Origin of the sequence: Streptomyces sp. NPDC058157 (assembly GCF_042884105.1) — a bacterium.
Lineage (GTDB): Bacteria > Actinomycetota > Actinomycetes > Streptomycetales > Streptomycetaceae > Streptomyces.
Genome location: NZ_JBHVUQ010000137.1, coordinates 1 through 21,146 on the forward strand (window position 1 = coordinate 1; position 21,146 = coordinate 21,146).

Consider the following 21,146-nt stretch of genomic DNA (forward strand, 5'->3'; position numbering starts at 1 on the left):
CGGGCCGCACCACCACGGCCGGCACGAGGTACCGCTCCTGCCGCTGCTCACGCGCGGCGCGCTGCAGGATCCCGTCCACCCGGAGGCCGGCGGCCCACCCGACGGCCGGAGCCACCAGCAGCACGCACACCAGCGCGGCGCAGGCCACCCACGCCTCGACGAGGTCGGTCGGCCTGCGCAGCGGATTGCGCCGCCAGCGCCACACACCCATTGCTGTCCGCACGGTCCGGCTCCCCCTGCCCATGCCAGTCTGCGTCTGTCCGCGAGTCCGCGTCTGTCCGCGCGTCCCAGCCTTCCGCATCCCCGCGGGACGCGCATCCCGGGACGCGCGGGACGTCCATCACCCGATCCGGTGCTCCTGCCCCGGCGCGGGTCCGGCCGTCCCGCATGCTCCAACGGCCCCGCGCCGCCGGTTGGTTCCGGCAGGCCCCAGGAGCCCCTCGAAGGTGTCATTCCCCCCCTGGGTGTCCGCCCGGACGCCCCGCGTGTGCGCCCGGCCGCCGTGGTCAGGGGCGGGCCGGGCGCGGGGTGCGGCGGAGGGGGGCGGAGGGTCAGTCCAGGACGCGTACCTCGTCACCGACGCGCACCGTGCCCGGGACGACCGGCACCAGCTGGCGCCCGAAGGCGAGCGACTTGCCGATGCGGCGGTGGCGGGCCAGGGTCTTCAGGGGCTCCCGGCCGCGTTCGGCCGTGGCCTGGTCGGTGGTGGTGACGATGCACCGCCCGCACTCGCGGACCCCGCGGAAGACGGCCCCGCCGATCGCGATGCGCCGCCACCCGTCCTCGGCCCAGGGCGCGAGGGGGCCGCCGACCACCACGTTCGGGCGGAAACGGTTCATCGGCAGGGGGCCCTCCTCGGGGTGGTCCCCCTCGGCGATCATGCCGTTGAGGGCCTCCAGCGAGGCGGCGGTCGCCAGCAGCACCGGGTAGCCGTCGGCGAGGCTCACCGTTTCCCCGGGCAGGGCGTAATCGGGGTCGACGGGCCGGCGCACGGCCGGGTCGTCGAGGTGGACCAGCCGCGCGGGCTGTCCGAGGTAGGAGCTGAACCACGCGGCGGCGGCCGTCGCCGCGACCACCGTGTCGACCTTCTTGCCGAACAGGACCACCGGCTCCAACGGGCCCGGCTGCGGCACGTCCACGCTCAGGTCCGGCATGCCGGGCGCCGACAGGGCGACCCGCCCGCCGGGCAGCGGGCGGGCCGAGGCCAAGGCCAGCCGCGCCTGCTGGCGTTGGGTGATGATCGCGCCGCTCTCGTCGACCACGGCCCACCGGCGGTCGCCGGCCGGCCCCCAGGGCTCCACTTCCATCTCGTCGGGAGCGGTCCCCGCCACCGACTTGACGGGATGGATGTGGAGGGACTGGACGTACAAGTTCGACATAAGGGCATTGTGACAGCCGCCCGTGCCGGCACCCCAGCGCGTTTCGCGCAGGGCGCAGGGCTCCGGCCGCGGCCCCCGGCGCGGCTACCGGCCGGGGTGCGGCGGGGTGTGGTGCGGCCGGTCAGTAGCCGCGGCTCTGGTACTGGCCCGCGTAGGGGTCCTGGTACGAGGGGACCGCCGCCGCGGTCGGCACGGCCGTGGGAACGGGCGCGGCCATCTGCATCGGGGCCGCCATCTGCATCGGCGCCGTCATCGGGCGCGGGGCCGCCGGGCGCATGGCCTCGTACCCGGTGCCCGCCGCGAGCGGCCGGGGCTGCTGCGGCTGCGGCTGCGGCACGAACCCGCCGCGGGGCGGGAGCTGCTGCTGCGGGACGTACGGGGCGGGCGCGTGCTGAAGCGGAACCGGCATCGGGGCCGGCGCGGCCGGCTGCTGCGGGTATCCGTACCCGTACGCGGGGGCCGGCGTCGGCTGCGGCGAGGCGGGCGGGAGCGCGGGCATGGAGGAGGCGAGGGCCGGAAGGTATCCACCGCTCGGGTAACCGGCACCGGGGGTGTCGTAGGCGGCCGGAACGCGGATCGGGGCGATCTGCGGAGTCCCGCGTTCTGCGACGAGGGAGTCGTAGATGGGGGTGTCCGGGAAAGAGGGCGCGGAGTAGTAACCGCCGCCATAAGTGGAGCGGGGGGAGGTCATGGGAGACAAGTTAAGCCCACGACTTCACCGGGTCCATAGCCAGGTGGCGCCAACACCGCTCTGACCTGCATATTCCCAGGTCAGAGCCACAGCTTTCACTTGACGTTCACGTGCACGATTCGCCACATGCACCCCGCCTTGCTCCCACTCGTACTCGCCGGTTGGCCCGTGCACCTATCCGGAACTGACGCACGGTCACAACGCGGTGACCTCGGATGACATGGGTGGCCCCGGTGCCGCGCCGGGGTGATGCCCCGTCAGGTCCGATCTGCGCCCCCCGGGTGGTTTCAGGCGTCGCTGGGGCGGGCATAGGTACGGCCCTTCCAGGCGGCCCCGCGCCCCCGGTAGTGCTGCACGGCCGAGTCGACGGTCATCAGCAGGTACAGCAGCGCGGTGAACGGCAGCAGCGGCGCGAGCGCGGCGGGCTGGCGGTAGTAGCGCAGCATCGGCAGGTAGGTGCCGGCCATCAGCAGCCAGGCCAGCCCGCCGGCGGCGGCGACGGCGGACCGGCCGCCCGCGAGCCCGGCGAACAGCGCCGCCGGGGGGACCAGGTAGACCACCGCGAGCCCGGCCACGGTCCCGGCCAGCAGCAGCGGCTGGTGGCGGAGTTGGGCGTACGCGCTGCGCGAGACCATCCGCCACAGGTCGCCCAGGGCCGGATACGGGCGGACGCTGTCCACCCGCTCCGCCAGCCCGAGCCAGATCCGCCCGCCGGAGCGCTGGACCGCCCGCGCCAGGGCCACGTCGTCGATGACGGCCTGGCGGATGGAGTCCGGGATCCCGGCGCGGACCGCCGCCTCCGTGCGCAGCAGGACGCACCCCCCGGCGGCCGCGGCGGTCCGCGCGCCGGGCCGGTTGATCCACCGGAAGGGGTACAGCTGGGCGAAGAAGTACACGAACGCGGGCACGACGAGCCGCTCCCAGACGCTGACCACGCGCAGCCGGGCCATCTGGGACACCAGGTCGAGGCCGGAGGAGGTCGCGGCGGCGACCAGTTCCCGGAGGCTGTCCGGCTCGTGCGCGATGTCGGCGTCGGTGAGCAGCAGGTACTCGGGGGCGTCGGACGCGCTCGCGGTCGCGTGGGTGATGCCGTGGCGCAGGGCCCACAGCTTGCCGGTCCAGCCGGGCGGGGGATCGGAGGGGCTGAGCACCGTCAGGGGCAGGCCGGGCTGCTCGGCGGCCAGGCGCCGGGCCAGGCCCGCGGTGCCGTCGGTGCTGCCGTCGTCGACCAGGACGATGCCGGCCTCGCCGGGGTAGTCCTGGGCCAGGAGCGACGGCAGGCTCAGCGGCAGCACCCCGGCCTCGTCCCGGGCCGGGACCACGATGGCCACGGAGGGCCAGCGGGCGGGGGCGGTGCGCGGGGGCAGGCGGTTGTCGGTGCGCCAGAACATGCCCTGGGCGAGGGTCAGCCAGAGCCAGGCGGCGAGGGAGGCGTAGGCGGCGATGAGGAGGCCCATGGCGGCAGTGTCGCCGAACCGGGCGGGACGTGTCCCGCGTCCGGGCCGATCACCTCCGGCGCGGGACCGGCGGCGGGGTTCCGGAAAGGCCGGGGGTGGCGGCAGGTCCCGGAAAGGCAGGGGGGTAATGGTGGGTTTCAGGATGATATGCCGGTCATGGGTTCGGGCGGTGGGCGGGGGCGTCGACTAAGGTGACCCGGTGAAGATCGCGCTCATGGACTCGGGAATCGGCCTCCTCGCTGCGGCCGCCGCGACGCGTCGGCTGCGGCCCGACGCCGATCTGCTGCTGTCCTCCGACCCCGACGGGATGCCCTGGGGCCCGCGTACCCCCGCCGACCTCACCGAGCGCGCCCGCGCCGTGGCGCGGGCCGCCGCCGCGCTGCGGCCCGACGCGCTGATCGTGGCCTGCAACACCGCCTCCGTGCACTCGCTGGCCACCCTGCGGGCCGAGCTGGAGCCCGGGATCCCGGTCATCGGGACCGTCCCCGCCATCAAGCCCGCCGCCACGGCCGGCGGCCGGGTGGCGATCTGGGCCACCCCCGCCACCACCGGCAGCCCCTACCAGCGCGGGCTGATCCGCGACTTCGCCGCCGGGGTCCCGGTCACCGAGGTGCCCTGCCCGGGTCTCGCCGACGCCGTCGAGCACGGTGACGAGGAGGCCATCGCGCGCACGGTCGCGGCCGCGGCCGAGCTGACCCCGCCCGACGTGACGGACGTGGTCCTCGGCTGCACGCACTACGAGCTCGTCGAGGAATCGATCCGCGCCGCCCTCGCCGCCCGCACCGGCGGCGCGGAGCTGCGCTACCACGGCTCCGCCGAGGCCGTCGCGGTACAGGCGCTGCGCCGGATCGGGGCCGAGCCCGCGCCGCGGCTGCCGCGGACCGGCGGGCTGACCGTCCTGCACAGCGGCCGCCCGTCCACCCTGTCCGAGGCCGCCCTCGGCTACGCCGAAGGCCGCCTCCTGGCCGGCCAGGACCACGGCGCCGCCGTGGCCCGGTAGCGAGCGCCCCCCGCCGTGGGCGCGGGCTCCGTCGTCAGGCGGCCCCCGCCAGGCGGCGGGCCAGGGCGCGCAGCGCCTCCGCGTCCAGGACCCGCCCGCCGGAGCCGGGCAGCGGCACGTGCAGCGGGGCCGTCCACTCCCGCGGGACCGCCGCCTCGCCGTACACGGCGCCCGCCAGGGTGCCGGTCACGGCGGCCACCGTGTCGGTGTCCCCGCCCAGGTCCACGGCGGCCCGTACGGCCTGCGCGAACCCGGCCGTGGTGCGCAGGGCCCACACCGCCGAGCCCAGGCAGGGCCACACCGCGCCGTTGAACTCGGTGGCCCGGTCCGGGTGCCAGTCGGCGGCGAGCACCCGCGCGTAGCGCTCCCGGTGGTCCGGGTGCACCGCCTCCAGCACCGACGGCAGCGCGGCCAGCGGGTCGGCGCCGTCCAGGGCCACCCGTACGAGCTCGTGCAGGACGGCGGTGCCCTCCCAGGCGGCCCGGTCGCCGTGGGTGAGGGCCGCGATCCGGCGGGCGGCGTCCATGGTGGCCTCCCGCCCGGCCGGCGCGAACCAGACGGCCGAGGTGGCGGCCCGCATCAGGGAACCGTTGCCCGCCGCCCGCACGTTGACCTGGAAGTGCCGGGCGGCCGCCTGGTCCCAGGGCAGGCCGCTGGGCAGCACGGACTCGGTCTGGAGGCCGATGTCCTTGGGCTCCCCGGCCGCCCAGCGCCGGAAGCGGGCGAAGAGGTCCGGGAGGTCGAGGCCGCCGCGCTCCAGCAGGGACTCGCCGACCAGCACCGCCATCTGCGTGTCGTCCGTCGCCTCGCCCGGATCCCAGCCGCCGCCCCCGCGCATCTCCTGCCGACGGGCGCTCAGCTGCCCGGCCGGCCCGAACTCGTACGGCGCGCCCAGCGCGTCACCGGCCGCCGAGCCGAGCACCGCCCCCACGGCCCGCTCCACCCGCGTCGTCACGACTCCTCCTCTCCGCACACATGGTCCAGCAGGTCCCGCGCGAATCCCTCGACGTCGTCCAGCCCGGCCGCCGCCAGGGTGGCGGGGGAGCCGGCCAGCAGATGGGGGATGGCCCCGTGCAGGGCGAGGGTCAGGGCGCGCGCCCGCCCGGGCCCGGCCGGGAGGCCGGCGCCGGCCAGCAGACCCCCGTACACGGCGAAGTCGGCGGCGCCGATCGGGTCCAGCAGTCCGGCCAGCCAGGGCCGCCGGCCCGCCTCGGCCTGGAGTTCCAGGTAGGCCGCCATGCGCGGCCGCCCCGGCCCGGCCACGTTCCGCAGCAGTCCGGCCAGCAGGGCCGCCAGTCCCGCCCGGTCCAAGGGGGCCGGCCCGGCCGAGGCCAGGGCCTCGGCCAGTTCCCGGTACTGCTCCAGGCAGCGTTCGGCCACGGCCCGCAGGAGGGCGTCGCGGCTCGGGAAGTAGTTCTTGGCGGTGCCCGGCGGCACACCGGCCGCGGCGTCGACGGCCCGGTGCGTCAGCCCCCGTCCGCCCGCCGCGGCGAGTACGGACACGGCGGCGTCGCCCAGCCGGTCCCTGCGGTCCTGGTTCACCTTGCCAGGATAACCACGCCCGTGGTACCACGGATGGGGTACCACGGTTGTGGTGGTCCGGTGAGTGGTCAGCGCGTGCACCCGTTCGTCCGACGACCGGAGGACATGTCATGGGCAGTGGAGGACACGGCACCGCCGTGGTGGCGGGCGCGGGCGTCGGCGGTCTCGCCACCGCCATCGGACTGCGCCGCGCGGGCTGGACCGTGCGGGTCCTGGAACGCCGCACCGCCCCGGAGCGCTACGGCACCGCCTTCGGGATCCACCCCACCGCCCAGGCCGCCCTCGACCGGCTCGGCCTCGGCGAGGCCCTCCGGGCGCGGTCGGTGCCGTACCGGGGCGCCCGCATCCGCCGCCCGGACGGCAGGGTCCTGGCCGCCCTCCCCCTGGAACGCGTCGAGCGCAAGGCCGGCCGCCCCGAGCTGCTCATATCCCGCCCCCACCTGCTCGACGCGCTCGTCGCGGAGCTCGAACGGCTCGGCGGCGTCGCCATCGAGTACGGGCGCCCGCTCGGCGGCCCGGACGGCGGCCCCGACGCCGATCTGCTCGTCGGGGCCGACGGCATCAACAGCACCGTCCGCACCACCCGTTTCGGCTCCCGCAGCGGTGTGCGCACCCTCGGCACCGTCGCCTGGATCGGCATCGCGGACTTCGAGACCGGGGTGTACGGGGAAACGTGGGGCGACGGCCGGTTTTTCGGCCTCACCCCCGTCGAGCCGGGCCGCACCAACTGGTACGCCGCCGTCCCGGAGGCCACCACCGCCGAGGAGGTCCGCGCCGCGTTCGCCGGCTGGCACGACCCCGTTCCGCGCGTCCTCGCCGACACCGACCTGGCCGGCTGGATCCGCTACGAGATGCGCCACCTCCACCCCGCGCTCCCGGCCTTCGTCACGGGCGGCCGGATCGCGCTCGTGGGGGACGCCGCGCACGCCATGACCCCCAACCTCGGGCAGGGCGCCTGCACCGCCCTCCTCGACGCCGAGGCCCTCACCCGCGCCGTCGCCGCCCACGGCGGGCCGGGCGGGCTGCCCGCCGCCCTGCGCGCGTACGACGCCGAGCGGCGCCGCAGCGCGCAGCGGGTGGCGCTCGCCTCCCGCACCCTGCACCGCTTCGTGACCGGCCGTCGCCCCGCCCTGCGCGACGCCCTGACCAGCCTCCTCCCGGGCTGACCCCGCGTTTGGCGAAGGACGCGGGCGGGCAGGCGCGGACCCGGACGGCCCGGGGCCGCGCGGGCCCCGGAACGGGATGCGCCGAGTGGCGCAGAGGCGGTGGCGGACATGCGGAACGTGGGTACGCTGCTGCTCATGACGGGTCACCCCCCGGGCCCCCTCTGGACGGGCCGGGCCTCCAACCGGGCGCAGTGGCTGCTCGCCGCGGCCGGGGCCGCCTGCCTCGCGCTCGGCGTCGAGCTGGCCGTCGACAACTCCTGGGCCTCCGGATACGTTCCGCTGCTGATGTCCGTGATCGGCTGCCTGGCCGCCGGGCTGCTGATCCTCTACGGCACGCTCGCCTTCGTGTACGTGGCCGTCACCGTCGACGCCGAAGCCCTGGAGGTGCGCTGCGGCCACATCGGGCTGCCGCGCCGCAAGATCCGCCTCGCGGAGGTCACCGCCGCCGAGTTCCTGCCCCGGGTCACCCCGCAGCAGTGGGGCGGCTGGGGGTACCGCTGGCGGCCGGAGAAGGGCACCGCGGTGATCGTCCGGCGCGGGGAGGGCGTGGAACTGCGACTCGGCGACGGCAAGCTGTTCACCGTCACGGTCGACGACGCCGAGAACGCGGTCCGCGTCATCCGCACCCACCTACGCGCCCTGGCCCGCTGAACCAGGCCCTGCCCCCGGACCGCGCCGGCGGCCGCGAGCGTACGGGCTCCGCCCCCGCGGCCTTACCAGCCCTTGGCGTACGGGCACGTACACTCCGCCAGATGAGCAGCAGTGTCACCCGGGCCGCCGAGAGCGAGCCCTCCCAGCCCGCCGGGCCAGCCGTAGCGGACACCCCGGGCGCGGCCGCCGCCGCGGTCCCCTCCGGCCCGGGGAGGCGCTGGGCCGCCCGGCTGGCGCGACCCGCCCTGGCCGCGCTCGCCGGCGTGCTGCTCTACCTCAGCTTCCCGCCCCGCCCCCTGTGGTGGCTGGCCCCCTTCGCCCTGGCCCTGCTGGCCGGCTGCCTGCGCGGCCGCCGCGCCCGGGCCGGCTTCGGGCTCGGCTTCCTCTTCGGGCTCGGCTACCTGCTGCCGCTGCTCGTGTGGACCAGCGAGGGCGTCGGCCCCGTGCCGTGGCTGGCCCTGGTCACCCTGGAGTCCCTCCTCATCGGCCTGGCCGGCCTGGGCATCGCCCTGGTCAGCCGGCTGCCCGCCGCACCCCTGTGGTCGGCCGCCGTCTGGGTGGCCGTCGAGGCCCTGCGCGCCCGCGCCCCGTTCGGCGGTTTCTCCTGGGGCCGGCTCGCCTACGGGCAGGCCGACGGGATCTTCGTACCGCTCGCCGCCGTCGGCGGGACCCCGCTGCTCTCCTTCGCCGTCGCCCTCTGCGGCTTCGGCCTGTACGGGGCCGCCCGCATCGCCCGCCGGCAGCCCACCCGCGCCGCCGCGGCCCTCGCTGCCCTCACCGTCGTCGCCCCCGTCGGCGCGGCCCTCGCCGCCCGCCCGCTGGTCTCCGACGCCGCCGAGGACGGCACCGCCGTCGCCGCCGTCATCCAGGGCAACGTGCCCCGCGCGGGCTTCGACTTCAACGCCCAGCGCCGCCAGGTCCTCGACAACCACGCGAACCGCACCATCCAGCTCGCCGAGGACGTCAGGGCCGGCCGCGTCCCCAAGCCCGACTTCGTCGTGTGGCCGGAGAACTCCTCCGACATCGACCCCTTCACCCAGCCCGACGCGCACGCCGTCATCGACAACGCCGTCAAGGCCGTCGGCGTGCCCACCGCCATCGGCTCGGTCCTCGCCCCCGAGACCGGCCCGCTGCGCAACACGATGATCCTGTGGGACCCGGTCAAGGGCCCCGTGGACACCTACGACAAGCGCAAGATCCAGCCCTTCGGCGAACGCATCCCGATGCGCTCCTTCGTCCGGCTGTTCAGCTCCGACGTGGACCGGGTCCGCCGCGACTTCGGCCCCGGCAAGGAGCCCGGCGTCTTCGACATGGCGGGCACCGGCGTCGGCATGGTCACCTGCTACGAGGCCGCCTTCGACGACGCCGTCCGCTCCACCGTCCGGGCCGGAGCCCAGGTCATCGCCGTCCCCAGCAACAACGCCACCTTCGGCCGGACCGAGATGACCTACCAGCAGCTGGCCATGGACCGCATCCGCGCCGTCGAGCACAGCCGCAGCGTCCTCGTCCCCGTCACCAGCGGCGTCAGCGCGGTCATCCGCCCCGACGGCACGGTGGTCAAGCAGACGAAGATGTTCACCGCCGACGCCCTCGTCGACGAGATCCCGCTGCGCTCCACCGAGACCCCGGCCACCCGCCTGGGCCCGCTGCCCGAGTACGCGCTGGTCCTGCTCGCCGCCGGCGGCCTCGGGGCGGTCCTCGCCCGCCGGATCCGCGCCCGCCGGGCCACCCCGTAGGGCCGGCGCATGAAGCCGGCCCCGTAGGGTCGGCGCATGAGCACACCCGAGTTCATCCGAGAGATCCGGGCCGCCGGCGCCGGCCACCTGCTGCTCCTGCTGCCCGGGGTCACCGCCGTCGTCTTCGACGACGACGGCCGGGTGCTGCTCGGACGCCGGGCCGACACCGGCCGCTGGTCGGTCGTCGGAGGGATAGCCGAGCCCGGCGAGCAGCCCGCCGCGACGGCCGTGCGCGAGGTGTACGAGGAGACGGCCGTGCGGTGCGTCCCCGAACGGGTCGTCCTCGTCCAGATGCTCGAACCGGTCACCTACGCCAACGGCGACGTCTGCCAGTACCAGGACATCACCTTCCGCTGCCGGGCCACCGGCGGCGAGGCCCGCCCCGCGGACGGCGAACTGCTGGAGGTGGCCTGGTTCCACCCGGACGGCCTGCCGCCGCTGGAGCCCTTCGCCCTGCACCGCGTCCGGCTCTGCCTCACCGAGGAGCCGACCTGGTTCGCGGCCCCGGAAGACACTGCGGAGGCACCGGCCTAGCCGGTGCGCGCGGCCCCCGCCGCCTCGCAGTACAGGGCCATCGCCGCGTCGCCCATCACCGCGCTGTACGACACCTCGGGCACCTCCCCGCCCCCCTGGTACCCGCCGAGGACCCCGGCCAGCGCGCCGCCCGCCAGCCAGGGGCTGCCACTGGTGCCGCCGCTGAGGTCCGGGCAGTCGATGCGGCGCTGCGTCGGCGAGAACAGGCCCGTCGCGTTGGAGCAGCGCAGCGGGGTGTCCTGCACGCTCGGGTAGCCGAGCACGGTCACCGTGACGTCACCGGGCTGCGCGGCGGCCACCGGGAAGCCCCCCACCACGTCCTCCACCGCCCTGCTCTCCCCGGCATCGGCCGGCGCGACCGTCGCGAAGGCGACGTCGGCGTCCGGGTCCCGGCCGTCCGTCCAGCCCGGAGCCACCCACACCCGGGTCACCCGCCACAGCCCGTACGGGGTCGCGCCGTCCCGGTAGCCGGGGGCGAACACGGTGGTGTCGGGGTGGTCCAGGCAGTGCGCGGCGGTGGCGATGACGTCGCGGCCCAGGCTGCGCACCACGGACGCGGTGCAGAAGTGCCCCCCGTCGACCCCGCCGGCGAACAGCGCCCCGACCCGCCCGGCCTCCGCGTCGGCGGGGGCCTCCTCGGTCACCCCGAGCGGGGTGGCGGCCCCGGCCTCGGGCAGGTCCAGGCTGAGCAGGGCGCCCATCGCGGTCACCGCGAGCAGGATCCGTGACGCCCGCCGGGCACGGGGGCCGGGACGGCCGGCCGCCCTGCGGGGGAGGATGCGTTGGATCATGCATCAGAGCCTCCCCGGGAAAACTGTGGCCCCGGCACGGATTTCCGTATGAATCAGCTGTGAATGCGAGGGACGCGGGAGAAGCGGCGGTCCCTGTCGGAAGGCATGAACGGACTACGCCCCCGGGGCCGCCGCTTCGGCGGAACCCACCGGTCTATGGACGCGGCGGACGGTTTCCCGGCCCGCTGTTGTGCACGGCGGTGCGTGATCGGCGGGCCCGCCCGCCCCTAGCCTCGCCGCAAGAGCACGAACGAGGGGCGGTACCCGGTGAACTGGCTCATCCACGACTACCGCGAGGGCGATCTCGCGGCGGTGGTCCATCTGATCGACACGACGGCCGAACTCGGCCAGGAGTCGGTCTTCTCGCTCGCCGAGTGCATCAGCGCGCTGACCGACCGGCAGCCCTGCGTGGTCGCCGTCCACCAGGGCGTCCCCATCGGCGCGGCCCTCGCCTGCGTGACCGGCGAGCGGGCCTGGGTGATGCGCATCGCCATCGCCGCCGGCTGGCGCGGACGCGGCCTCGCCAGCGCCCTCCTCGTCGAGCTGGAGCGCCGCCTGATCGCGGCCCGCGTGGGCCGCATCGCGTACGTCCTGCCCGAGGAGGACCTGCTCGGCGAGGGGCTCCTCAACGCCGGGTACACCCGCCAGCCCGCCGTCGCCTACTTCGAGAAGACCGAACCGCTGCACGGACCGGCCGCGGGGCTCCTCGACGACCTCGGCGGCCGCTTCCTGCCCAGCGACCTGTGGGCCAAGGTCGCCGGCATGGAGAAGGAGAAGGAGCTCATCGAACGCCGGGTGGTGCTCCCCCTCGCCGAACCCGAGCGGGCCGCCGCGCACGGGGTGCGCCCGCCGCGCGCCATCACCCTCTTCGGGCCGCCCGGCACCGGCAAGACCACCTTCGCCCGGGCCATCGCCTCCCGGCTGGGCTGGCCCTTCGTGGAACTGCTGCCCTCCCGCCTCGCCGACGGCGGCAACCTGGCGGCCGCCCTGCGCGAGGCCTTCGCCCGGATCGCCGAGCTGGAGCGGGTGCTCGTCTTCATCGACGAGGTCGAGGAGATCGCCCCCGTGCGCAGCGAGCCCGCGCAGCCCGGCGGCGCCCACGGCGTCACCAACGAGCTGCTCAAGCTGATACCCGGCTTCCGGGAGGGCGACGAGCGGCTGCTGGTCTGCGCCACCAACTCCATCCGCTCCCTCGACCCGGCCTTCCTGCGCCCCGGCCGCTTCGACTACCTGATCCCGATCGGCACCCCCGACGCCGGGGCCCGCGCCGCGATCTGGTCCCGCTACACGGCCGGGCGCGCCGACGTGGACGTGGCCGCGCTGGTGGCGGCGACCGAGCTGTTCACCCCGGCCGACATCGAGCACGCGGCGCGGACCGCGGCGCAGGTGTCCTTCGAACGGGACCTGGAGGCGGTCGGCGCCCGCGGCGCGGCCGCCCAGCCCGGCGCGACCACGGCCGACTACCTGGCGGCCGTCGCCCAGTGCCGGCCCACGGTGACCCCCGCGATGACCGGGGAGTTCCAGGCCGACATCACCGCCCACGCGCGGTTCTGAGACTCCGTCCCCCGGTTGCGGCGGGGGACGGGAACGCGAAACGGCCCGCGGCTGCTCCCCAAAGCGGCCGCGGGCCTTCCGCGCGGACCCGGCATCCGAGCGGAAACGGCCGTGCTCCCAGGGGGTGTTGCCGGAGGGAACACGGCACGCCAGGGTGCCAGGGGCGTCCTGCACGCCCCGGTCGACCCTCCGAGTCAACCACCGCCCCCACCCCCCACGCCTCGGCCGGACGGCCACACCGGCCCCGGCCACAAGGACGAGCGCCTAGCGCGGGCAGGTGTAGGTGAACTCCGTCGCCGCCGTGCGTGCCGTGGGGCTCAGGAGCTGGAGTTCCGCGCGGGCCGGGTAGGTGCCCGTGCCCCTGAAGGTCCACATGAGGTGGAGGGTCGCCTCGGTGCGGCCGTCGGGGACGTGTTCGGTGAGTTCCTCCGAGCGGGTGCCGTCGCTGCGGATCCAGCGGTACGTCAGGGTTCCGGGGCGGCCGTCGGTGCGTACGGTGGCCACCACGTCGGCCGCCGTGTCGCAGGCAGGGCCGCGCGGGTCGGTGCTCACCGCCACCTCGCGGACCTCGACGGCCGGGCCGAACCGCTGCCAGCCCAGGTACGCCAGCACTCCCGCCAGGACCACGGCGGCCAGGGTGTACCGGCGCCAGCCACCCCGCCGCCGGGACGGTACGGGCGCGGGTTCGGGCGTGAGGGGGAAGGGCGCGGGCAGGGCCGCCGTCACCCCCGGGCCGAAGCGCAGCACGGCGCCCTCGACCCGGTCGGGGGCCGCGTCGGCCGGGGGCGGCGGCCCGCTGAACCAGTGGCTGCCGAGGACGGTGGCGCTGTAGTCGTCGCCCTGCGGGGCGCGCGGATCGCTCATCGCGGGGGCTCCACGTCGGTGCAGCGCAGCAGGCGCTGGGAGTCGGATGCCGCGCCGCTCGCCGCGGCGGGCTTCGTGGTGACCCGGACGCCGCCGTAGCAGCCGCGGCCGCGCGTGAAGGTGTGGGACTGGACCACCGTGGCCGGATCGCCGGCCTGGACCACGAGCGTGTCGGTGCCGTCCGGCACGGAGTACGCGCCCTGGGCGTCGCCCAGGTACCACTGGACGACGACGGTGACCGGCCCGCTGCCCTGCGTCGCCACGGAGACGGAGGCGCTGCCCCGGTAGGCCCCCGGGGTCAGGGTGACGCCCAGCTTGGTCACCCGCAGGGTGGGCGAGGGCGTCGGCGCGGGCGACCAGCTGACGGTCGGCGTCGGGCTCCAGGACGGCGTGGTGCCGGTGGAGGGCCACGGCGTCGGGGTGGGCGTCGGGGACGGGGCCGACGCCGAGGGCGTGGGCGTCGGGCTGCCCGAGGCCGACGGCGACGGCGACGGCGAGGCGGACGGGCCCGGTGCCGTGGGGGAGGAGGCGGGAGTGGAGCCGGGTGAGGAGGGGCTGGTGGTGGCGAAGTCGCTGAGGGCCGAGGGCGGCGGCGGTGTGCCGGCCGCGTCCGTCGTGAACACCAGTGCCGCGCCCAGCACCAGCGCCAGCCCCGTGGCCAGCCAGCCCCCGCGCCCCGGGGCCCAGCCGGAGCCGATCGAGGTGGTGGCCACGGCCGTGGTGCCCGCGGCCGCGCCGCCCGCCGAGGGGAACAGCAGCGGCAGCAGGGCGGCCAGCGCGGCCAGCTTGCGCTGTCCGCGCTCCTCCCACTGGGGCCCGTACGCGGCCACCGCCAGGGCCTCCAGCTCCGCGACGAAGGCCTCGGCGTTCTCGGGCCGCTGCTCGGGCCGCTTGGCCAGACCCCGGCGGATCAGCGGCCGTACGGCCTCGGGGGCCTCGGTCTCCGGTACGGGGGCCTCGATGTGCTGGACGGCGAGCTCGGCGAAGTTCCCGCCGTCGTAGGGCTTGCGGCCGGTGAGGCACTCGAAGAAGGTCGCGGTGGCCGCGTAGACGTCGGCCGTCGGCGAGGCCGGCTGCCCCTGCCACTGCTCGGGGGCCATGTAGGCGGGGGTCCCCGCGACCCCGGGGGTGCTGCCCCGGCCCGCGGCGATCCCGAAGTCCACCAGCTTGGAGGAGCCGTCGGCCGCGACCAGCACGTTCTCCGGCTTGTAGTCGCGGTGCACCACCCCGGCCCGGTGGGCGGCGGCCAGCCCGAGCAGGGAGCCCTTGAGGACCACCAGCGCGGCCTCGGGTTCCGTCCGTCCGGACTCGCGCAGCACGGAGCGCAGGGAGACCCCGTCGATGAGCTCCATGACGATCGCGGCCCCGTCCGGGGCCTCCACGTACTCGTAGAAGCCCGTCACGTACGGGGAGACCAGGCCGCCCAGCAGCCGGGCCTCGGCCCGGAACTCCCGTACGAAGGCCGGGTCCTCGCGCATCCGGTCGCTGAGGTACTTCACGGCGACCGCCGTGCCGGTGGCGTCGTGGACCGCGAGCACGACCCGCCCGCTGCCGCCCGAACCCAGCTCCCGGACCTCGCTGTACCCGGGTACCGTCCAGCCGTTGCCCATTCCCGCCCCCCTCCGTGGCGTCACCGGCTCCTCCCAGAGCCGGACCGGTCGGTTCCGACCGGCCACATCCATGGACACCATTGAGCCACGGCCGGTTCCCGGCCGTCCGGCCCGTCCAAGGACCGGACGGCCGGGGGGAGGGCGGGCGGTCAGGGGGCGTCAGGCCGCGGCCGACACCGCCCCGATCATGGCGTGCAGCCGGTCCGCCGCCGCCCGCCCGAAGGCCGGGTCGTTGATGTGGGTGTCGTAGTCGTACAGCCGGGCCGTGCTGCCCCGCAGGCCCTCGCGGAGCGCGGCGAACAGGGCGCCGTCCGCCTCCGGATCGTGGTACGGGCCTTCCGGCGCGCCCAGCGTGGACAGCCCGCGCAGCGGCAGGCAGACCGCCGTCGGCCCCGTCGCCGCGCGCAGCTTCGCGGCCACCCGGCGGCCCAGCTCCGCGCACTCGGCCTCCGTCGTGCGGATCACCGTGATCGAGGGGTTGTGGATCCGCACCCGCCGGTAGCGGGCCCGCTCCGGCAGGGTCTCCAGCGGTCCGAACTTCACCATGTCCAGCGCCCCCAGGCTCACCACCTGAGGGATCCCCGCCCGTCCGGCCGCGCTGAGGCGGTCGGGGCCGGCGGTGAGGATGCCGCCGCACAGGTCGTCGGCGAGCTCGCTGAGGGTCAGGTCCAGCACGCCCGCGAAGATCCCCTGCCCGGCCAGCTTCTCCAGGGTGCGCCCGCCCGACCCGCTGGCGTGGAAGACCAGCACCTCGTAGCCGAGTTCGGTCAGCCGCTCCCGGGCGGCGTCCACCCCGGGCGTGGTCACCCCCGCCATGCTCGCCGCCACCAGCGGCCGCGCTCCCGTGCCGAGCCGGACCGGGCGGCTGCGGTCCAGGGCCGCGCGGGCGAAGCCCTTGGCCATCGCGGCGACCGCCTCCGCCGCGTTGGCCAGCACCGGTGCCGAGACGCTGTTGATCCCGGCGATGTCCACCACGCTGTACACCATGGTGATGTCCGAGGAGCCCACGTACGGGGCGACGTCCCCCGAGGCCATCGAGGAGACCATGACCTTCGGCACGCCCAGCGGCAGGGCCCGCATCGCCCGGGTGGCGATGGAGGTGCCCCCGCTGCCGCCGATCGCGAGCACCCCGTGCAGCCGGCCCTCGGCGTGCAGGCGTAAGACGACGGCCTCCGCCCCCTCGGCCATCGTGGTCACGGCCGCGCCCCGGTCTGCGGCCGTGCGCAGGCGGGAGAGTTCGGTGCCCGCGGCCCGCGCCACCTCCTCGCGGGGCACGTCCGCGGGCACCCGCGGTTCTCCCATGATCCCCGTGTCGACCAGTACCACCTCGACGCCGGCGCGCAGCAGCCTCTCGCGCAGCCAGCCGTACTCGACACCCTTGGTGTCCAGGGTTCCCACCAGCACGACGCTCGTCATATGTGCAATGTCCATGCAGGTGAGGTTTGGTGGCAAGTAAAGGTCAGGTCAATCCGCCAGAAGGGTCAACAATCGCTCCAGGAAGGGGATTTGAGAGGCGATCAGCTTGTTTCTGGCCAGCGGGGGAGCGAACCAGGCCACCCGGTCCAGCTCGGGGAACTCGCGCTCGGTCCCCGAATGCGGCGGCCACTCCATGGTGAAGGTCCCCGGCACCGTCAGCGCCGGGTCGAGGTCCCCCTCCACCGCCCAGATGGTCACCAGCTTCCCGCTGGACAGCCGCACCTCGCCCAGCGGCAGGTACTCGCCCTCCGGCGGGGGCACCCCCAGCTCCTCGGTGAACTCCCGGCGGGCCGCGTCGCGCGGGGTCTCGTCCGGCCCGTACTCCCCCTTGGGGATCGCCCAGCCCCCGGCGTCCCGGCCCGCCCACAGGGGGCCGCCCATATGGCCGAGCAGCACCTCGACCCCGCCGTCACCACCGGCTCCGTCGCCACCGGCTCCGCCACGGCGGAACACCAGCAGGCCCGCGCTCTGCTTGTACCTCTTCGGCTGCGTCACGGTCCCATACATGCCCCGCCCCGGCCCCGGTCAGTGACCGGGACCGGGGCGGGGGCCGCGCGAAGGGGCTCAGTGCTCGTGCGGGCCCGATCGGTGCACCGGGCCGTGCGCGTCCGCGCAGTGCGGGTCCGGGGCGTCGGAGCCCTCACCCGTCCGGCCGACCGACAGCAGCTCGTCCTGCACGTGGTCCACCTGGAGGGTGGTGTGGGTGATCCCGTACTCCTTCGACAGCAGCGCCTCCAGGTCGCGCCGCACGGCGTGGCAGTCGCCCTCCTCCTCCACCAGCACGTGCGCCGACAGGGCCGCCTGACCCGAGGTGATCGTCCAGATGTGCAGGTCGTGCACCTCCGTCACCGGCGGGTGGCCGACCAGCCGGTCGCCCACCGCGTCCGGGTCCAGGTGCGCCGGAGCGGCCTCCAGGAAGATCCGTCCCGACTCCCGCACCAGCCCGTAGCCCGCCTTCACCATCAGCACCACCACCACGAGCGAGGCGATGGCGTCGGCCTGCACGAATCCGGTGGTGAGCACGATCAGACCGGCCACGGCCGTCCCGATGAAGGCGAACAGGTCGTTGAGGATGTGCTGGTAGACGCCCTCCACCGCCAGCGAGGAGCGGTTCGCCTTCGAGATGCACCAGGCCGCGGCCACGTTCACCACGATCCCGGCCAGCGCCGTCACCAGCACCAGCCCGCCCTCCACCGGCGGCGGATCGATCAGCCGGCGCACCGCCTCGTACGCCAGCCACACCGCCAGCAGCAGCAGGGTCAGGCCGTTGGCCTGGGCGGAGAGTATCTCCGCGCGCTTGAGCCCGAACGTGAACCCGCCGCGCGCCGGACGCGCCGCCAGCCGCATCGCGACCAGCGCGAGGACGATCGAGACGGCGTCGGTCAGCATGTGCGCCGCGTCGGAGATCAGGGCCAGCGAATGCGCCAGTACGCCGATGACCACCTCGACGGCCATGAAGCCGCCGATCAGGGCGAGCGCGATCGCCAGCCAGCGGCGGTCGGCGTCGGGGTCCACGCCGTGGCTGTGCCCCGCGTGGCCGTGGCCATGGCCGTGTCCGTGCCCCGGTGCGGAGGCCTGCGCGGGCCCGTGGTCGTGATCGTGGTCGTGGCTGTCGTGCCCGGTCATCGCGTCCCCGTCTGTCCGTCTGTTCGGTTCCGACGCGTGAAGTGAAGCGCACCCCGGCGCAGAGGGCAAAGGCTGCAACGGGGACCGTTGTCATTACCCATAAGACCCGCTTGACCTGCGCTTATGCCGGGACGGACGGATCGTGCGAAAATCTGGTCATGGTCCAGCGCCCCGGTGTGCCGACCGCGCCCGAACTCGTCCTGGAAACCGCTCGAGGCTCCACGGAGATGAGCCCCGGCAGGACCTACCACGTCGGACGCGACCCCCTCTGCGAGATCTGCTTCGAAGACGCCCGCGTCTCGTGGCACCACGCCGTCCTGCGTCCCGACGGAGACCACTGGACCGTCGAGGACGAGAACAGCACCAACGGAACCTGGGCCGCCGACGGCCACCGCGTCAGCGTGGAGGACGTCGGCCCCGGCAGCGAGCTGCGCTTCGGCAACGCCGTCGACGGCCCCCGCGCCGTGCTCGTCGGCCGCACCCCCGCCCCGCCCGCCGCGGTACGCCCCTCCTCGGTCACCAATCCGGCCATGACCAGCACCTTCCGCCAGCCCACCAGCGTCCGGGCGGTGCCCGCGCGGACCGCCCTGCGGATCGGCCGGGACCCCGGCAACGACCTCGTGATCGACAACCTCGTCGTCTCCCGCCGGCACGCCGAACTGCGCGCCCTCGCCGACGGCACCTACGAGATCGTCGACCTCGGCAGCCACAACGGCACCTACCTCAACGGCGCCCCCGTCGGCCGGGCCAGGATCGCCGAGGGCGACATCGTCGGCATCGGCCACTCGGCGTTCTGCCTCGTCGGCGACCGGCTCCTGGAGTACACCGACACCGGCGAGGTCTCCCTCGACGTCCAGGACCTGTCCGTGACCGTCGACCGCGGCCGCAAGACCCTGATGGACGGGGTCACCTTCCCCGTCGGCGCCAAATGCCTCCTCGCCGTCGTCGGCCCCAGCGGCGCCGGCAAGTCCACCCTGCTCGGCGCGCTCACGGGCCTGCGCCCCGCCGACACCGGAACCGTCCTCTACGACGGCCGCGACCTCTACCACGACTACGCCGAACTGCGCAGCCGCATCGGCCTCGTCCCCCAGGACGACATCCTGCACGCCCAGCTCACCGTCCGCCGTGCCCTCGTGTACGCGGCCGAACTGCGCTTCCCCCAGGACACCAGCCGGGCCGAACGCGAGGCCCGGGTCGACGAGGTGATCCGTGAGCTCGGCCTCGTCCAGCGGGCCGACCAGCCCATCCACAGCCTCTCCGGCGGCCAGCGCAAACGGGTCTCGGTCGCCCTCGAACTCCTCACCAAGCCCTCGCTCCTCTTCCTCGACGAGCCCACCTCCGGCCTCGACCCCGGCATGGACCGCTCGGTGATGCACATGCTGCGCGGCCTCGCCGACGACGGCCGGACCGTCATCGTCGTCACCCACAGCGTGCTCAGCCTCGACGTCTGCGACCGGCTGCTGTTCCTCGCCCCCGGCGGACGCGTGGCCTACTTCGGCCCGCCCCAGGAGGCCCTCGGCTTCTTCGGGTTCGCGGAGTGGCCGGAAGCCTTCGAGGTCTTCGAGAACGACCGGGAACGGGACTGGGCGGGCGCCTTCCGGGGCTCGCCGGTCCACCGGCGCTACGTCGAGCTGACCGCCCGCGGGCCGGCGCCCGTCCCGCCCGCCGCCCAGGCGGCCGCGGCGGCGGCGCCGCCCGCGCCACCGCCCAAGGCGCAGAGCTGGGGAGCCCAGCTGTCCACCCTGGTCCGCCGGTACGCCGCCGTGCTCAGCGCCGACCGCACCTTCCTCGTCATCATGGTCGCGCTGCCGTTCATGATGGGCGCCATGGCCCGTGCGCTCGCCGGGAACAAGCTCGACGTAGAGACGGCGCTCAACGCCCTGCTCATCCTCACCATCGGCGGAGTGCTCACCGGCGCCGCCAACGCGGTCCGCGAACTGGTCAAGGAACGCGTGATCTACCAGCGCGAACGCGCCGTCGGGCTGTCGCGCTCCGCCTACCTGATGTCGAAGGTGGTGGTGCTGGGGACGATCACCGTCGCCCAGGCCGTGGTCCTGACCCTCATCGCCCTCGCCGGAGTGGATCTGGACGCCCCCGGCGGCAAGGGCGTGCTCATGCCCCCGCTGATCGAGATCACCCTCGCCGTCGCCCTGCTGTCCTTCACCGCGATGATGCTCGGCCTGATGATCTCCGCCCTGGTCAAGAAGGAGGAGGTCACCATGCCGCTGCTGGTCCTCCTCGCCATCGTCCAGGTCGTCTTCTGCGGCACCCTGCTGAAGCTCTACGGCGTCCCCGTCCTCGAACAGGTCGCCTGGCTGGCGCCCTCCCGCTGGGCCATGGGCGCGATGGGCGCCACCATCGAACTGGGCCGGATCGTCCCCGGGAAGCTCACCCAGGACCCGATCTACCACCACGAGGCCGGCGGCTGGCTGGTGTGCGTCGCCGCGCTGGTCGTGCTGTCGGTGGTCTTCGGCGTGGTCGTGGCCCGGCTGCTGCGCCGGCAGGAGCCGGCCGTGATGCGGAAGCAGCCCCGGCGATGACCTTCACCGACCCGATCCCGGAGTTCCACCCCACCCATGTCGTCCCCCAGGAGGGGCTGCCCGCCTGGGAGGCCCCCGACGTGGGCCGGCCGACCGCGCCGCTGGACCCGTTCCTGCCCGTGCAGCTGCTCTCCCGGCGCGGGGAGTGGACGGAGATCCTGTGCGCCAACGGCTGGTCCGCCTGGGTCGACGGACGCCTCCTCGTGGCGGTGCCGCAGCCGCCGCCCACCACCGGCCGGCCCCTCGCCCGGACCGAGGACCCCGGACCGTTGCTCGGCCGGGCCGCGGAGGCCCTGGAACGCTACCGGCGGGCCGTGCACGACCACGCCGACGGCGCGGCGGGCGGCGAGGACTTCGGGCGGGCCGTACGGGGGCTGCGGCTCGGCATCGTGATCGACGGGGAGTCCGCCTGGCTCTACGACGAGACCTCGCGGCGGTGGATGTACGCCGACGGCAGCCGCATGGCGACCTACGCGGTCGTCTCGGGACCGGGCGCCCGGGCCCCCCACCCAGAGCACCAGCGGTAACA

The 21,146-nt window shown here is 75.2% G+C and carries 19 protein-coding genes and 1 pseudogene; 8 read left to right on the forward strand and 12 right to left on the reverse strand.

What is annotated here, in order from left to right; translation table 11 throughout:
- From ACFVXK_RS27405 to ACFVXK_RS27420, 4 genes and pseudogenes are all read right to left on the reverse strand, one after another.
- Positions 1-223, reverse strand: a pseudogene (locus tag ACFVXK_RS27405) (hypothetical protein); the annotation flags it as partial.
- Positions 224-551: 328 nt separating this feature from the next.
- Positions 552-1,379 carry an MOSC domain-containing protein gene (locus ACFVXK_RS27410; RefSeq protein ID WP_389616200.1) on the reverse strand — a complete coding sequence of 276 codons (828 nt, stop codon included), beginning with the start codon at positions 1,377-1,379 and terminating at the stop codon, positions 552-554.
- 121 nt (positions 1,380-1,500) lie between these two features.
- Entirely contained in the window at positions 1,501-2,070 is a 570-nt protein-coding gene (locus ACFVXK_RS27415; protein WP_389616202.1) for a DUF6643 family protein, read from the reverse strand.
- A 287-nt stretch (positions 2,071-2,357) separates the two neighbouring features.
- Positions 2,358-3,527, reverse strand: a complete 1,170-nt coding sequence (locus ACFVXK_RS27420; RefSeq protein ID WP_389616205.1) for a glycosyltransferase — start codon at positions 3,525-3,527, stop codon at positions 2,358-2,360.
- A 199-nt stretch (positions 3,528-3,726) separates the two neighbouring features.
- On the opposite strand from ACFVXK_RS27420, the gene ACFVXK_RS27425 reads away from it, so the two are divergent.
- Entirely contained in the window at positions 3,727-4,527 is an 801-nt protein-coding gene (locus ACFVXK_RS27425; RefSeq protein WP_389616208.1) for a glutamate racemase, read from the forward strand.
- 34 nt (positions 4,528-4,561) lie between these two features.
- Here ACFVXK_RS27425 and ACFVXK_RS27430 read toward each other — a convergent pair whose 3' ends face one another.
- Both ACFVXK_RS27430 and ACFVXK_RS27435 read right to left on the reverse strand, forming a co-directional pair.
- Entirely contained in the window at positions 4,562-5,482 is a 921-nt protein-coding gene (locus ACFVXK_RS27430) for an ADP-ribosylglycohydrolase family protein (RefSeq protein ID WP_389616211.1), read from the reverse strand.
- Positions 5,479-6,069: a TetR/AcrR family transcriptional regulator gene (locus ACFVXK_RS27435; protein ID WP_389616214.1), complete on the reverse strand. Its 591-nt coding sequence runs from the start codon at positions 6,067-6,069 to the stop codon at positions 5,479-5,481. Before ACFVXK_RS27435 ends, ACFVXK_RS27430 begins: the two co-directional genes overlap by 4 nt.
- Positions 6,070-6,179: 110 nt before the next feature.
- Here ACFVXK_RS27435 and ACFVXK_RS27440 point away from each other — a divergent pair, with 110 nt between their 5' ends.
- The 4 genes from ACFVXK_RS27440 (at position 6,180) to ACFVXK_RS27455 (ending at position 10,156) form a co-directional block, all read left to right on the forward strand.
- A complete protein-coding gene (locus tag ACFVXK_RS27440; protein WP_389616217.1) occupies positions 6,180-7,235 on the forward strand; it encodes an FAD-dependent oxidoreductase in 1,056 nt (351 codons plus the stop codon).
- A gap of 135 nt (positions 7,236-7,370) precedes the next feature.
- Positions 7,371-7,886, forward strand: a complete 516-nt coding sequence (locus tag ACFVXK_RS27445) for a hypothetical protein (protein WP_358894706.1) — start codon at positions 7,371-7,373, stop codon at positions 7,884-7,886.
- Positions 7,887-7,987: 101 nt separating this feature from the next.
- Positions 7,988-9,622: an apolipoprotein N-acyltransferase gene (gene lnt / locus ACFVXK_RS27450; protein WP_389616220.1), complete on the forward strand. Its 1,635-nt coding sequence runs from the start codon at positions 7,988-7,990 to the stop codon at positions 9,620-9,622.
- Between the two features lie 36 nt (positions 9,623-9,658).
- Entirely contained in the window at positions 9,659-10,156 is a 498-nt protein-coding gene (locus ACFVXK_RS27455) for an NUDIX domain-containing protein (protein ID WP_389616223.1), read from the forward strand.
- On the opposite strand, the gene ACFVXK_RS27460 is transcribed toward ACFVXK_RS27455, so the two are convergent.
- Positions 10,153-10,947 carry a trypsin-like serine peptidase gene (locus tag ACFVXK_RS27460; protein WP_389616226.1) on the reverse strand — a complete coding sequence of 265 codons (795 nt, stop codon included), beginning with the start codon at positions 10,945-10,947 and terminating at the stop codon, positions 10,153-10,155. The two genes, ACFVXK_RS27455 and ACFVXK_RS27460, sit on opposite strands and share 4 nt — an antisense overlap.
- A gap of 267 nt (positions 10,948-11,214) precedes the next feature.
- Between ACFVXK_RS27460 and ACFVXK_RS27465 the strand changes: the two genes are divergently transcribed.
- Positions 11,215-12,501, forward strand: a complete 1,287-nt coding sequence (locus ACFVXK_RS27465) for an ATP-binding protein (RefSeq protein WP_389616229.1) — start codon at positions 11,215-11,217, stop codon at positions 12,499-12,501.
- 264 nt (positions 12,502-12,765) lie between these two features.
- Here ACFVXK_RS27465 and ACFVXK_RS27470 read toward each other — a convergent pair whose 3' ends face one another.
- The 5 genes from ACFVXK_RS27470 to ACFVXK_RS27490 form a co-directional block, all read right to left on the reverse strand.
- Positions 12,766-13,365 carry a hypothetical protein gene (locus ACFVXK_RS27470; protein ID WP_389616232.1) on the reverse strand — a complete coding sequence of 200 codons (600 nt, stop codon included), beginning with the start codon at positions 13,363-13,365 and terminating at the stop codon, positions 12,766-12,768.
- Complete coding sequence (locus ACFVXK_RS27475) at positions 13,362-14,975, reverse strand: protein kinase (RefSeq protein ID WP_389616235.1); 1,614 nt, start codon at positions 14,973-14,975, stop codon at positions 13,362-13,364. The genes ACFVXK_RS27470 and ACFVXK_RS27475 overlap by 4 nt, the downstream gene beginning before the upstream one ends.
- Positions 14,976-15,134: 159 nt before the next feature.
- Positions 15,135-16,391 (reverse strand): Tm-1-like ATP-binding domain-containing protein, encoded by a 1,257-nt coding sequence (locus ACFVXK_RS27480; protein WP_389616249.1) that lies wholly within the window; start codon positions 16,389-16,391, stop codon positions 15,135-15,137.
- A gap of 48 nt (positions 16,392-16,439) precedes the next feature.
- A complete protein-coding gene (locus ACFVXK_RS27485; RefSeq protein ID WP_389616238.1) occupies positions 16,440-16,946 on the reverse strand; it encodes an NUDIX domain-containing protein in 507 nt (168 codons plus the stop codon).
- 69 nt (positions 16,947-17,015) lie between these two features.
- Positions 17,016-18,077 carry a cation diffusion facilitator family transporter gene (locus ACFVXK_RS27490; protein WP_389616241.1) on the reverse strand — a complete coding sequence of 354 codons (1,062 nt, stop codon included), beginning with the start codon at positions 18,075-18,077 and terminating at the stop codon, positions 17,016-17,018.
- Between the two features lie 158 nt (positions 18,078-18,235).
- On the opposite strand from ACFVXK_RS27490, the gene ACFVXK_RS27495 reads away from it, so the two are divergent.
- Both ACFVXK_RS27495 and ACFVXK_RS27500 read left to right on the forward strand, forming a co-directional pair.
- Positions 18,236-20,617, forward strand: a complete 2,382-nt coding sequence (locus tag ACFVXK_RS27495) for an FHA domain-containing protein (protein ID WP_389616244.1) — start codon at positions 18,236-18,238, stop codon at positions 20,615-20,617.
- Positions 20,614-21,144, forward strand: coding sequence for a hypothetical protein (locus ACFVXK_RS27500; protein WP_389616246.1), 531 nt, complete (start codon positions 20,614-20,616; stop codon positions 21,142-21,144). The genes ACFVXK_RS27495 and ACFVXK_RS27500 overlap by 4 nt, the downstream gene beginning before the upstream one ends.
- Positions 21,145-21,146 lie beyond the last annotated feature (2 nt).

What these genes read in the sequence shown, in the direction of transcription:
- ACFVXK_RS27460 (WP_389616226.1), bottom strand. Translation starts at nt 10,947, where the DNA reads ATGATCCAACGCATCCTCCCCCGCAGGGCGGCCGGCCGTCCCGGCCCC.
- lnt (WP_389616220.1), top strand. Translation starts at nt 7,988, where the DNA reads ATGAGCAGCAGTGTCACCCGGGCCGCCGAGAGCGAGCCCTCCCAGCCC.
- ACFVXK_RS27440 (WP_389616217.1), top strand. Translation starts at nt 6,180, where the DNA reads ATGGGCAGTGGAGGACACGGCACCGCCGTGGTGGCGGGCGCGGGCGTC.
- ACFVXK_RS27475 (WP_389616235.1), bottom strand. Translation starts at nt 14,975, where the DNA reads ATGGGCAACGGCTGGACGGTACCCGGGTACAGCGAGGTCCGGGAGCTG.
- ACFVXK_RS27445 (WP_358894706.1), top strand. Translation starts at nt 7,371, where the DNA reads ATGACGGGTCACCCCCCGGGCCCCCTCTGGACGGGCCGGGCCTCCAAC.
- ACFVXK_RS27410 (WP_389616200.1), bottom strand. Translation starts at nt 1,379, where the DNA reads ATGTCGAACTTGTACGTCCAGTCCCTCCACATCCATCCCGTCAAGTCG.
- ACFVXK_RS27490 (WP_389616241.1), bottom strand. Translation starts at nt 18,077, where the DNA reads ATGACCGGGCACGACAGCCACGACCACGATCACGACCACGGGCCCGCG.
- ACFVXK_RS27415 (WP_389616202.1), bottom strand. Translation starts at nt 2,070, where the DNA reads ATGACCTCCCCCCGCTCCACTTATGGCGGCGGTTACTACTCCGCGCCC.
- ACFVXK_RS27500 (WP_389616246.1), top strand. Translation starts at nt 20,614, where the DNA reads ATGACCTTCACCGACCCGATCCCGGAGTTCCACCCCACCCATGTCGTC.
- ACFVXK_RS27455 (WP_389616223.1), top strand. Translation starts at nt 9,659, where the DNA reads ATGAGCACACCCGAGTTCATCCGAGAGATCCGGGCCGCCGGCGCCGGC.
- ACFVXK_RS27495 (WP_389616244.1), top strand. Translation starts at nt 18,236, where the DNA reads ATGGTCCAGCGCCCCGGTGTGCCGACCGCGCCCGAACTCGTCCTGGAA.
- ACFVXK_RS27420 (WP_389616205.1), bottom strand. Translation starts at nt 3,527, where the DNA reads ATGGGCCTCCTCATCGCCGCCTACGCCTCCCTCGCCGCCTGGCTCTGG.
- ACFVXK_RS27470 (WP_389616232.1), bottom strand. Translation starts at nt 13,365, where the DNA reads ATGAGCGATCCGCGCGCCCCGCAGGGCGACGACTACAGCGCCACCGTC.
- ACFVXK_RS27480 (WP_389616249.1), bottom strand. Translation starts at nt 16,391, where the DNA reads ATGACGAGCGTCGTGCTGGTGGGAACCCTGGACACCAAGGGTGTCGAG.